11 protein-coding genes are annotated in these 12,492 nt (G+C 62.0%); 1 reads left to right on the top strand and 10 read right to left on the bottom strand.

What is annotated here, in order from left to right; genetic code table 11:
• Positions 1-9 precede the first annotated feature (9 nt).
• Complete coding sequence (serB, locus tag RG836_RS11875) at positions 10-1,224, bottom strand: phosphoserine phosphatase SerB (protein WP_310845624.1); 1,215 nt, start codon at positions 1,222-1,224, stop codon at positions 10-12.
• Between the two features lie 133 nt (positions 1,225-1,357).
• Between serB and RG836_RS11870 the strand changes: the two genes are divergently transcribed.
• Positions 1,358-2,875 carry an AhpA/YtjB family protein gene (locus RG836_RS11870; RefSeq protein ID WP_310845623.1) on the top strand — a complete coding sequence of 506 codons (1,518 nt, stop codon included), beginning with the start codon at positions 1,358-1,360 and terminating at the stop codon, positions 2,873-2,875.
• Positions 2,876-3,069: 194 nt separating this feature from the next.
• On the opposite strand, the gene RG836_RS11865 is transcribed toward RG836_RS11870, so the two are convergent.
• The 9 genes from RG836_RS11865 to RG836_RS11825 form a co-directional block, all read right to left on the bottom strand.
• Complete coding sequence (locus tag RG836_RS11865) at positions 3,070-3,783, bottom strand: PqiC family protein (protein WP_310845622.1); 714 nt, start codon at positions 3,781-3,783, stop codon at positions 3,070-3,072.
• 176 nt (positions 3,784-3,959) lie between these two features.
• Positions 3,960-6,224: a DNA topoisomerase IV subunit A gene (gene parC / locus RG836_RS11860; protein WP_310845621.1), complete on the bottom strand. Its 2,265-nt coding sequence runs from the start codon at positions 6,222-6,224 to the stop codon at positions 3,960-3,962.
• A gap of 10 nt (positions 6,225-6,234) precedes the next feature.
• Entirely contained in the window at positions 6,235-6,756 is a 522-nt protein-coding gene (locus tag RG836_RS11855; RefSeq protein ID WP_310845620.1) for a retropepsin-like aspartic protease family protein, read from the bottom strand.
• A complete protein-coding gene (locus tag RG836_RS11850; protein ID WP_310845618.1) occupies positions 6,753-7,742 on the bottom strand; it encodes an esterase-like activity of phytase family protein in 990 nt (329 codons plus the stop codon). The genes RG836_RS11855 and RG836_RS11850 overlap by 4 nt, the downstream gene beginning before the upstream one ends.
• A complete protein-coding gene (gene parE / locus RG836_RS11845; protein ID WP_310845617.1) occupies positions 7,742-9,646 on the bottom strand; it encodes a DNA topoisomerase IV subunit B in 1,905 nt (634 codons plus the stop codon). The genes RG836_RS11850 and parE overlap by 1 nt, the downstream gene beginning before the upstream one ends.
• 42 nt (positions 9,647-9,688) lie before the next feature.
• On the bottom strand, positions 9,689-10,297 hold the full coding sequence (locus tag RG836_RS11840) for a YqiA/YcfP family alpha/beta fold hydrolase (RefSeq protein ID WP_310845616.1): 609 nt from the start codon (positions 10,295-10,297) through the stop codon (positions 9,689-9,691).
• Positions 10,298-10,484: 187 nt separating this feature from the next.
• On the bottom strand, positions 10,485-11,300 hold the full coding sequence (cpdA, locus tag RG836_RS11835) for a 3',5'-cyclic-AMP phosphodiesterase (RefSeq protein ID WP_409078079.1): 816 nt from the start codon (positions 11,298-11,300) through the stop codon (positions 10,485-10,487).
• A gap of 89 nt (positions 11,301-11,389) precedes the next feature.
• Complete coding sequence (locus RG836_RS11830; protein ID WP_310845613.1) at positions 11,390-11,842, bottom strand: DUF1249 domain-containing protein; 453 nt, start codon at positions 11,840-11,842, stop codon at positions 11,390-11,392.
• Entirely contained in the window at positions 11,833-12,450 is a 618-nt protein-coding gene (locus RG836_RS11825) for an NUDIX domain-containing protein (RefSeq protein WP_310845612.1), read from the bottom strand. Before RG836_RS11825 ends, RG836_RS11830 begins: the two co-directional genes overlap by 10 nt.
• Positions 12,451-12,492 lie beyond the last annotated feature (42 nt).

Raw genomic sequence — 12,492 nt, 5'->3', positions numbered from 1 at the left:
ACACCACCTTCAGAGCTGCCCGTCCCGATCGCGGAACCCCAGCAGATAAAGCACCCCATCCAGACCCAAGGTCGAAATCGCTTGCTTCGCCGATTGCTTGACCAGCGGCTTGGCACGGAACGCCACGCCCAGTCCGGCAATTGCCAGCATCGGCAGGTCATTGGCGCCGTCGCCCACAGCGATGGTCTGCTCCAGGCGCAGGCCTTCTTTCTCGGCCAGTTCTTTGAGCAGATCAGCCTTGCGCTGCGCATCGACAATCGGCTCGACCGCCACGCCGGTGACTTTGCCATCGACCACTTGCAGCTCGTTAGCGAACACGTAGTCGATGCCCAATTTGGCCTGCAACTGCTTGGCGAAATAGGTGAAGCCGCCAGACAGAATCGCGGTTTTGTAGCCCAAGCGTTTGAGTTCGGCGAACAGGGTTTCGGCGCCTTCAGTCAGGCGCAGCGAGGCGCCGATTGAATCCAGCACACTGACATCCAGACCTTGCAGCAGCGCCAGGCGCTCCTTGAAGCTGGCGCGGAAATCCAGTTCGCCGGCCATTGCTCGCTCGGTGATCGCCGAGACCTGGTCGCCCACGCCGGCGGCTTTCGCCAGTTCATCGATGACTTCAGCTTCGATCAGCGTCGAATCCATGTCGAACACCGCCAGGCGCCGGTTGCGGCGGAACAGCGAATCTTCCTGGAAGGCGATGTCGACATTCAATTCCTGCGCAACGCTGAGAAATTCGGCGCGCAGTGCTTGCGGGTCAGCCGCTTCGCCACGCACGGAAAACTCGATGCAGCCCTTGCCCTTGTCCGCCGGCGTGTCCAGCGGCATGCGCCCGGACAGGCGATCGATATGATCGATATTCAAGCCATATTTGGCAGTAATCGAACTCACGCGCTGCAACTGCTCAGCCGTGACCTTGCGGGTCAACAAAGTGACGATGTGGCGTTTCTTGCCTTGGCCACCGACCCATTGCTGGTAATCCTCTTCGGACACCGGAGTGAACCGCACCTGCTGATCGAGTTTATAGGCGGTGAACAGAATGTCCTTGAGCACCGACTTGCCTTGCTCGGTGTCCGGGATTTCCACCAGGATGCCGAACGACAGGGTGTCGTGAATCACCGCCTGACCGATGTCGAGAATGTTCACACCACCCTGGGCCAGAACGCCGGTAATGGCCGCAGTGAGACCGGGACGATCTTCACCAGTGATGTTTATCAGGACGATTTCGCGCAAGGCGCACCCCCGCAAGTGGAAAAAAACCGCATTCTACCCACTTTCAGTGACCATCGGGCACCGCGAGCGCTTTGCCGGTCTAGGGCCTGTCGCTATACTGCGCGTCAACTTCACGGACAAAGAGCCGAGCTCAGTGAACCGGCCCACGCCAGTTAAAACCGATAACTTCTTTCTGCTGATCTTCCGTGCACTGCGTCATCGCCGTGTACCGATTGCATTGCGCATCGCCAGCCATAACGTGATCCTGGTCGCTCTGGCCCTGGTGATCTACGCCTGTGTGATGGGTTTGCAGTTCAAGCAGGCCATGCATGAGCAGGCCGATGCGCTGGGTGAAAGCCTCACCACCCAGACCGCAACGTCCGCCACCGAGCTGTTGGTGTCCAACGACATCCTCAGCCTCAACGTGCTGCTCAATAACCTGACCAAGAACAAACTGGTGGCCCACGCGGCGATCTATAGCGTGGATAACCGCATCCTCGCCGAAGCCGGCCAGCGGCCCAAGCACGGCCTTCTGGGCGAAGCCGAAGGCATGTACGAGAGCAAAATCACCTTCCAGGACGTGACGGCCGGGCAACTGCGCATCAGCCTGGACATGGATCAGTTCCAGCAGCCGATGACCATCAGCCTGCAAAGCATGGGCATTCTCAGCGCGATTCTACTGGCACTGGCCCTGGCCCTGAGCCTGCGCCTCGGTCGGCACATCTCCACGCCGCTGCTGCAATTGCGCGTGTGGCTGCGCAACATCGACGAATACACGCCAGCCACCCAGCGCCAGGATGAAATCGGCGACCTGGCGCGGCAGCTGCATTCCAGCTTCGCCCCGGAGCCCGTCGAGCCTGAGCCGGTGCCAGAACCGGAGTTCGACGAAGTAGCCGAGGACGAGCCGGAGTTCGAGGTGCGCAACCTGCGCGACCCGAGTTTCGACGAATCGCGCCCGGTCGCGGCCCTCAAACCGGCGCCGCGCCGCGTGGTGAGCACAGTCGAGGACGAGGAAGACGACGACGCCTTCGCCGATCTGCGCGACGAGTCGGCCAATAATGCGCCGCTGGTGGTGGCTAAAAAAGTGCCGTCGGACATTCCTCAGCACAGCGCCGTGCTGGCGGTGCAACTGGGCGCCCAGGATCAACTGCGTCGTTTGCCACGCACGCGTCTGGAAGAATTGCTCAAACGCTATCGTGATTGCCTCGACCAAGCCGCGTCGCTGTATCAGAGCGAGCTGCACACGCTGAACGACGGCAGCACGTTGATGCTGTTCCACACCGAAGACAGCGGCGACGACTACCTGACTAACGCCATTTGCTGCGGTGAATTGCTGCGGGCCTTGGGCCATCAGTTGCAAATCGAAGTGGCGGACAGCGGCATCACCCTGCAACTGCAACTGGGCCTGACGTTGGGCGACGAGTTGTTTGGCCTGAGCCAGATCGACCTGTTGCTGACCGAAACCGCCCAGGATGCCCTGGCCCTGTCGCAACACAGCCGCAACCTGCTGCTGGTGGAGCGAAAGATTGGCGACGACGTCCTGATCCGCCAACGGGCGCGCATCCGGCCGATCGCCAGCCCGGAAGGTGCGTGCTGCGTTGAGCGATTGATGGAGCCTTACCCGTCGATGCTCGAGCGGCAACTGGCACGAATGCATGAGAAACGCAGTTAAGCGTTAGCCTGACCACCACCTTAAAGCCCGCGGATGAGTGATCGTCTGCGGGCTTTTTTGTTATCGGTGCTGGCCTCTTTAAGAGCAGGCTCGCTCCACAGCGGCGGGTACCGCCCACCAGACGGCACAGACTCTCAAACTCCAGAACCAACAAAGCCCGCATCGCTGCGGGCTTTGTCTTGAGGCAGACGACCTTAGAAGCGGAACACTTCCAGGTCGGTGCGGATCGGCGAGGCCATCGGGATCTTCGGCTGCTTCTCCGGCCCTGCTGCCGGGGCCACTGGCTTAGGCGCTTTACGCGGCGCGGTTTCAGCGATCGGCGGCTGGTTGGCCAGTGGCTTGAGGGCCACGGACAACTGCTCGGCCAGACGCTGCACCAGCACACCCTGGGCCTGAACCTGAGCGGCGGTGGTACCGGCGTGCTGCTCCTGCAGATGCACGATACGGTTATCGCGCACCTTGCCGCGGCGGTCGATCAGACGCCACTGGGCATCGAGGATCGCCGGCTGGGTCTTGCCCGAGTCGAGGCGCGTGATGGTCAGCAACACCTGCACATCCGGGGCGAAGCCCAAGGTCGCCGGCGCCAGCACGACGCGCTGGCTATCGAGGTGACCCGCCACCTGACGCAGCAGCAACTGGTCGATGTCCGACGACAGGCTGCCGGCCCAACGACCGTCCGTCGACGCTTGCAGGCTGCCGTCCGGCTGGCGCTGCAACAGGGTTTCACGTTGCAGGTAATCGGCGATGGTCACGGGGCCCAGCAATACCGCCATGCCAGCGGTTTGCGCAGGTTGGGCCGGGGTGCCGCTGTCCAGCTGATACAGCGAAACCGGCGGGTTTACGCTGCAACCCGCCAGGCCAAGAACCCCAGCGAGCAACAAAATAAAAGGAAGGCGCAGAGCAGTCATCGTCCCGTCCAGGTGGCAGCCACAAGGCTTACCACAGTGAAAATACTCAATAAATATGAAGAACGCTCGACCACGCCGGCGCTTGAAAGGCCATATCATCCGTGAATATGCGTCCCGACTCCAGCGCGAATGCGTCGATCTACGGGTTAAATCGTAGATCGAACGCTCTAGCGCGCTTAATTGAGGTTTTCGACGAGCAACGCGTCCACACGCTGGAAGCCACGTGGCAATTTGTTACCACGGCGACCACGCTCACCCTTGTAGTGTTCGAGATCGTCTGCTTTCAGTGACAAGGTACGTTTTCCGGCCTGCAATACCAGGGTCGCGCCCTCCGGGATGACGGCGATATCAGTGACGTACTCCTCGCGACTGGCCACCCGCTCACCGGAAATCCCGATGATCTTGTTGCCCTTGCCTTTGCCCAACTGCGGCAGGTCGCTGATCTTGAAGATCAGCAGCCGACCTTCGGTGGTCACCGAGGCCAGCCAGTTGTTTTCGCGATCAGCCACCGGGCGCGGCAGAATCACTTTCGAGTTGTTCGGCAAGCTCAGCAGCGCCTTGCCGGCCTTGTTCTTGGCCTGGAAGTCTTCGCCCTTGACCACAAAACCGTAGCCGGCGTCGGAGGCGATGACATACAGCCCGTCGTCTTCGGGCATCAGCACGCATTCAAACGTGGCGCCTGGGGGCGGCGTCAGGCGCCCGGTCAGCGGTTCGCCCTGGCCACGGGCCGATGGCAAGGTGTGCGCGGCCACCGAATAACTGCGGCCGGTGGAGTCGATCAGCACCGCAAACTGGTTGGAGCGCCCCGCCGCCGAGGTCTTGAAGCCGTCCCCGGCCTTATAGGAAAGTCCCGTCGCGTCGATATCGTGACCTTTGGCCGAGCGAATCCAGCCTTTTTCCGACAGCACTACGGTGACTTTCTCATTCGGCAGCAGGTCGTGCTCGGTCAGGGCCTTGGCTTCGGCGCGCTCGACGATCGGCGAGCGACGGTCGTCGCCATACGTCTCGGCGTCCTTGAGCAACTCGGTGCGCACCAGTTTCTTCAGCTTGGCTTCGCTGCCCAGCAGGGCTTGCAGCTTGGCTTGTTCCTTGAGCAATTCATCCTGCTCGGCGCGCAGCTTCATCTCTTCCAGGCGCGCCAACTGTCGCAGGCGGGTGTCGAGGATGTAGTCGGCCTGGATTTCGCTGAGGGCAAAGCGGGCGATCAACGCGGCCTTCGGGTGTTCCTCGGTGCGGATGATATGGATCACTTCATCCAGGTTGAGGTAGGCAATCAGCAAGCCGTCCAACAGGTGCAGGCGACGCTCGACCTTGTCGAGGCGGAATTGCAGGCGGCGGCGCACGGTCAGGGTGCGGAACTCCAGCCATTCCACCAGCAAGGCGCGCAGGTTTTTCAGCTGCGGCTTGCCGTCGAGGCCGATGATGTTGATGTTCACCCGGTAGGTGGATTCCAGCTCGGTGCTGGCGAACAGATGCTGCATCAGCGCGTCGTGGTCGACCCGGCTGTTGACCGGAATGATCACGATACGGCACGGGTTTTCGTGGTCCGACTCGTCGCGCAGGTCGGCGATTTGCGGCGCTTTCGACGGCTTGGCCTGCATCAGTACGGCGATCTGCTCCAGCACCTTGGCCCCGGAGACCTGATGCGGCAGCGCGGTGACGATAATGTCACCGTCCTCGACGTGGTACACAGCGCGCATGCGCACCGACCCCTTGCCGGTTTCGTACATTTTCAGCAGGTCGGCGCGCGGGGTGATGATTTCCGCTTCGGTCGGGTAATCCGGGCCCTGGATGTGCTCGCACAGCTGTTCGACCGTGGCTTTCGGCTCATCGAGCAAACGCACGCACGCGGTGGCTACTTCCCGCAGGTTGTGCGGCGGCACGTCGGTGGCCATGCCCACGGCGATGCCGGTGGTGCCGTTGAGCAGGATGTTCGGCAAACGAGCAGGCAATACCAGCGGTTCTTCGAGGGTGCCGTCGAAGTTCGGCCCCCAGTCCGCGGTGCCCTGGCCCAGCTCGCTGAGCAGCACTTCGGAGTAACGCGACAGCCGCGCCTCGGTGTAACGCATGGCGGCGAACGACTTGGGATCGTCCGGCGCGCCCCAGTTACCCTGGCCGTCGACCAAGGTGTAGCGATAGCTGAACGGCTGGGCCATCAGCACCATGGCTTCGTAGCAGGCCGAATCGCCGTGCGGGTGGAACTTGCCGAGCACGTCACCGACAGTACGCGCCGATTTCTTGTGCTTGGAGTCGGCGTCCAGGCCCAACTCGCTCATCGCATAGACGATGCGCCGCTGTACGGGTTTCAGGCCGTCGCCGATGTGCGGTAAGGCACGGTCCATGATCACGTACATGGAGTAGTTGAGGTAGGCACTTTCGGTGAAGTCAGCCAGTGATCGGCGTTCTACGCCATCTAAGCTGTCTGCAAGGATGTCGCTCATGCGGGCCTCATCAATTCGTGGTCTGGCGCAGCAGCAAGGTGCCACCGCGCTGGGTAAATTCAAGTTTGTTCAGCGCGCTCATACCGAGCAGCACTTGATTGCCGCCCAAGCCTGGCGCCACCAGGGCACGCACGTCACGCAGCACGATGTCCCCCAGTTGCAGCCGCTCGATGCGGGTTCGGTACCCCTGGCTCGGGCCGTTGGCCGTGCTCAGGGTGACCGGGAAACCTTTCTCCAGCTTCAGCGTGTCTGCCATTTCCACCGGGATCGCCACATCGGTCGCCCCGGTGTCCAGCATGAAATCCACCGGCTGGCCGTTGATCTGGCCGCTGGCGACAAAATGGCCTTGGCGATTACTCACCAGTTTCACTTCAATAAAGCCTTGCCCCTGCTGCGTCGTGACCTGCGCATTGGGGTTTTCCTGGCGCGCCTCCCATTGCGCAAAAAACCGCGTCGCCAGAAACAGCGCCGCGCACCAGGCCAGCACCAGCAATACACGCCCGGCGCGTCGGCCCGGCGGTTGCTGGCTCACGGCTTGGCGCTCCAGCCGCCTTCGGGCGCGGCGAAGCGATAGACCATCGGGCGTTTTTCACCGTCGGCGCGAGCATCGTTGTTGTTATCGATGCCGACCCACGCACCTTCGCTGTCCACCACCAGGGCCTCCGCCAGGCCGTAAGGGTCTTTGTAACGCCGCTGTTCCTGCAAGGCTTCAGCGGCGAACGACCAGCATTTTTCCACGCTGGCGGTCTGCGGATCGCGTCGGCAGATTTCGAACGCGTTGCGCTCCAGGGTAAAGAGCTTGCCGTTGAACAGCGCCAGGTCGGCGAAATCCCGCGACACCGCGCGCGGCTTGGGAAACTGTTCCGGCTGCATTTCTACCCCCGCCTCGCTCAGCAACACACAGCCGCCGTCGCAATCCCAGGTGGTTTGCTTGCGTTTGATCAGCAACAGGCCACGGCGCTCGCGTTCGGCCGCCAGCCACAACTGGTCGCCTGCCGGGCTGACCGCCACGCCTTCGAACAGCGCATTGAAGCGCAGCAACATTCCGCTGGCCCGTGCTTCGCGCACCAGCAGCGGCGAGATGCTCAGCCAGTTCGCCGGTCCCTGCGGCGGCACTTGCAACACCGCCGCGTGGGCTTCGCTGACCAGGTAACGGTTGCCCGCGCTGTCACAGCTGATGCCTTCGAAATCCAGGTCGCCGCCACGCACCAACCCCGCCGCCCAGGAGCGCGAACTCAAACTCAAGGGCAAGCCACTGTCCGGCACTGGCGGCGCGGCAATGTGCTGTGCTTCTGCCTGCCAGACCTGAGCGCGGGTGTCGAGCCGGTAGATCAGCTCGTCATCGCGATCGGACACCGCCCACAGTTGCCGGCCGCACAGCGCCAGCCCGGACAGGTTGCCGCCACGCATGCCGTCGACAGCATGCTCGGACACCAGACGCAGTGCCTGCGTGGGTTCGGCCATCGCTGTCCCGGAAACCAGCAGTAATGCACACGCCAAGGCAAAACCAACCCGCATCAGCCAAGAACCTCGGCCAGGTTGCCCTTGGATTCAAGCCAGGTCTTGCGATCACCGGCGCGTTTCTTCGCCAGCAGCATGTCCATCATTTCCGAAGTCGCGTCGAAATCTTCCAGGGTCAACTGCACCAGGCGCCGAGTGTTCGGGTCCATGGTGGTTTCCCGCAGTTGCGGCGGATTCATTTCGCCCAGCCCTTTGAATCGGGTGACCTGCGGCTTGCCGCGTTTCTTCTCGGCCACCAGGCGATCGAGGATGCCATCGCGTTCGGCTTCGTCCAGGGCGTAGTAAATCTCTTTGCCAAGGTCGATGCGGTACAGCGGCGGCATCGCGACGTAGACGTGACCGGCATCCACCAACGGGCGGAAATGCTGGACGAACAGCGCGCACAGCAGCGTGGCGATGTGCAGGCCGTCAGAGTCGGCGTCGGCGAGGATGCAGATTTTGCCGTAGCGCAACTGGCTCATGTCCGCCGCGCCCGGATCCACACCGATGGCCACGGCAATGTTGTGCACTTCCTGGCTGGCCAGTACTTCGCTGCCGTCGACTTCCCAGGTGTTGAGGATCTTGCCGCGCAACGGCAGGATCGCCTGGAATTCTTTATCCCGCGCCTGTTTGGCCGAACCGCCGGCGGAATCACCTTCCACCAGGAACAGCTCGGACCGCATCGGGTCTTGCCCGGCGCAGTCGGCAAGTTTGCCCGGCAGTGCCGGCCCTGCGGTGATGCGCTTGCGCTCGACCTTTTTGCTGGCTTTCAGGCGCCGGCCGGCGTTGTTGATCGCCAGCTCGGCCAAGAGCATGCCGGTTTCCGGATGCGCGTTGAGCCACAGACTGAAGGCGTCCTTGACCACCCCGGAGACGAACGCCGCAGCCTCACGGGACGACAGGCGCTCTTTGGTCTGGCCGGAGAATTGCGGCTCCTGCATTTTCATCGACAGGACGAAGGCGATGCGTTCCCAGACGTCTTCCGGGGCCAGCTTCACACCGCGCGGCAGCAGACTGCGGAATTCGCAGAACTCACGCATCGCATCGAGCAAACCCTGGCGCAGGCCGTTAACGTGGGTACCGCCCTGGGCTGTGGGGATCAGGTTGACATAGCTTTCCTGGACACTGTCGCCACCTTCAGGCAACCACAGCAGCGCCCAGTCGACCGCTTCTTTATTACCCGCCAGGCTGCCGCAGAACGGCTCGTTGGGCAGGCGTTCGAACTCGCTGACTGCGTCCACCAAGTAGGAACGCAGGCCATCCTCGTAATGCCACTCGACTTTCTCGCCGCTGGCCTTGTCTTCGAAACTGACCAGCAACCCCGGGCACAACACGGCTTTGGCCTTGAGCACATGCTTGAGGCGGCTGATGGAAAATTTTGGTGAATCGAAGTATTTCGGGTCCGGGGCGAAGAACACGCTGGTGCCAGTGTTGCGCTTGCCGACGCTGCCGACCACTTCCAGTTCGGTCTTTTTGTAACCGTCGGCGAAGGTCATCTGGTATTCGTTGCCGTCACGCTTGACGCGCACCCGGACTTCGGTCGACAGGGCGTTGACCACCGAAATACCCACACCGTGCAAACCGCCGGAGAACTGGTAGTTCTTGTTGGAGAACTTGCCGCCGGCGTGCAGCTTGGTGAGGATCAGTTCGACACCCGAGACACCCTCTTCCGGGTGGATGTCCACCGGCATGCCACGGCCGTCATCGCTGACTTCCAGGGAGTGATCGGCGTGCAGGATGACCTGCACCGAGGTGGCGTGGCCGGCCAAGGCTTCGTCGACGCTGTTGTCGATGACTTCCTGGGCGAGGTGGTTCGGCCGACTGGTGTCGGTGTACATGCCGGGGCGTTTGCGCACCGGGTCGAGGCCCGAGAGGACTTCGATGGCGTCGGCGTTATAAGAGCTAGCGCTGGGAGTGGCCATGGGGTCTCGTCGTCAGTCGTTCATGAAATAGGGGGCAACACATCACAATGCGGTGAAATCGATGGCCTGGTACAGATCGGCGCCAATCCCGGCAAAACTCAACAGGGCCGGCAATTGCGCGGCAAAACCCTGGAAACTATGATCGCCGCCGGCCTGGATGCGCAAGGCGCAGGCTCGGTAATACTGCTGGGCGAGGCGATAGTCCAGGGTTTCGTCACCGGTCTGCAACCACACCTGATAGCGCTGCGGGTCCTGGGGGGCCGGCACTTCCAGTTCGGCCAGGGCCGTCACGTGGTCGTGGGTCAATTCCCAGGTCTCATCGGTATACAGGTTTTTTTGTGTCCCGAGGTATCCGTCGAACATCCGGTGCGGACTGACGGCCGGGTTGACCAGCAGCGCCTTGAGACCATGGCGCTCGGCCAAGTGAGTCGCATAGTAGCCGCCGAGTGAGCTGCCGACCAGCAGCGGCCGACCCAACTCGCTGATTGCCAGTTCCAGTTGCGCCAGCGCCTGGCGCGGATGGTGATGCAGCGCCGGCACTCGTAATTGATCGCCCAGGCCCAGCCGCTCCATTACCGCCACCAGCTGACAGGCCTTTTTCGACGCCGGCGCGCTGTTGAAGCCGTGGATATAAAGGATCGAACCGGACATTGCAGCTCCCTGAGCATCGGTAAAGAGGCGGAGTTTACAGGGAGTCGAGGGAATCGGGGATAGCGGTGGGATTTGATGTCGGCTGTGCCGGCCTCATCGCGGGCAAGCCCGCTCCCACAGGGATTTGAAGTGCCTACGCTGGCCCTGTGTGAGAGCGAGCCTGCTCGCGAAGGCCGCGACTCGGTCTTCAGTAACCGTCCGAGCCGTAATCCACGTCGAACTCGAAATCAGTCACCCGCTCCACCCCGGTTTCAATGTCGCCGTTGGCCAGCAACTTCAGCCATCGATACCCCGGCGCCTGAGTGCCGACCTTGAAATCCTGGCTGCCGGGTTCGAACTGGATGCAGGTCGAGGGTGAGGCGATCAAGCGAACGCCGTTGCGTGGGCGGTCGATCTCCTGATGCACATGGCCCCAGAGCACCGCACGTGCCTGGGGAAAGCGATCGAGTACGGCGAACAAGGCTTCTGGATTGCGCAAACCAATCGGCTCCATCCACGCACAACCGATCGGCACCGGGTGATGGTGGAAGCACACAAGGTGATGGCGTTCCGGGGCTTCGCTCAAGGCGCGCACCAGCAATTCCAGCTGTTCTTCCTGCAGATAGCCCGGCACCGAACCCGGCACCGCCGAATCGAGCAAAGTCACACGCCAGTTACCGACGTCCACCACCGGTTCCAAAAAGGCAGTGCCCATTGCCGCTTCAGCCATGATTCGCGGCTCGTCGTGGTTACCGGGAATCCAGCGGGTTGGCACCTCGAACCCGGCGGTCAGGGCACGAAATTGCTGGTAGGACTCCAGCGTGCCGTCCTGGGATAAATCGCCGGTGGCAATCAGCAGGTCGATGTCCGGCTGCTGACGCTGCACCAGTTCGATGACTTTGCGCAGGCTCTGGCGGGTATTCATGCCCAGCAGTTGACCGTCGTCCTCGGCAAACAAGTGACTGTCGGAGAGTTGCACCAGTAGCGCGGCGTCGGTGGTAGTCGGGATGCTCGGCACGGTGATCTCCCTTGATCACGGGAATAACGTCGAAGCCGCGATTATGCTGGGGGACGTGCCAAAGAAGGAAGCCGTGAACCGGACACAGTTCACAACTAACGTACGACTTCGTACTCGTGGCCCAACGCCAGGCAATGGCTCAACCACTCGCCGAGGAACATGTTCAACTGGGCTTTTTCATCGGGCTGGTGCATCGACGCGTTGGGATACGGGTAGATGCCGCGAAAGCGCCGAGCGTGTTCGGCGCTGACCACTTCGGCCATGCGCGCGTCGTGGTAAACCTGCACTTCCAGTTGTGGCACCGGCAACCACGGCAGGCTGTGTTCCTGACGCACTTGCAGGGTGGTGGTGTACGGACAGGCTTGCAGCACTTCCAGGGCCAGCACGCCGAGCATCTGTTCGCCTTGGGTCACCGCAATGCGCCGCGCCGCCGGCTCGCTGCGCATGTCGGGCAACAATCGCATCAGGCGCGCGTAATTGGCCTCGCACGAGGCTTGCAGCCCCACCAGGTCGACCCGGTAGCGATCGCGCAACTTGTTTACGACCATAACCCCCTCACTTCCACGCGATTCAATGCCAGCCATTGCAAGGCAATGATGCTGGCCGCGTTGGCAATTCTTCCGTCGCGCACGGCTTGCAAGGCATCTTCGAACGCCCAGACCGTAACGCGGATATCTTCTGCTTCTTCCTCCAGGCCGTGCAGCCCGCCCACGCCGGTGCTATCACAACGCCCCAGGTACAAATGCACGAATTCGTTGCTGCCGCCCGGCGACGGGAAATATTGGGTCAATGGCCATAACGCCGAGAACACCAGCCCAGCTTCCTCCTGCGCCTCGCGGTGAGCAACTGCTTCCGGTTGTTCGTCCTTGTCGATCAGACCGGCGACCAGTTCCACCAGCCACGGGTTGTCGGCCTTGCCCATGGCGCCGACGCGAAACTGCTCGATCAGCACCACTTCGTCGCGCTGCGGATCGTAAGGCAACACGCATACGGCGTCGTGGCGGACAAACAATTCACGATTGATTTCGCGGCTCATGCCTCCGCTGAACAGTTCGTGGCGCAGGTGCAGGCGATCGAGCTTGTAGAAGCCCTGGTAGCACTGTTCGCGGCGCACGATCTCCACGGCGGTCGGCTTGGCGTTGGCAACATCAGTCATGGGCACCCTCGTTTGCTGGCAATCGGTACGAGGCTCCGACCT

This window comes from Pseudomonas rhizozeae, assembly GCF_031583775.1.
In the GTDB taxonomy this organism is placed as follows: Bacteria; Pseudomonadota; Gammaproteobacteria; order Pseudomonadales; family Pseudomonadaceae; genus Aquipseudomonas.
The sequence above is the reverse complement of the archived record's forward strand: the minus strand, read 5'-3'. Positions and strand labels throughout refer to the sequence as shown.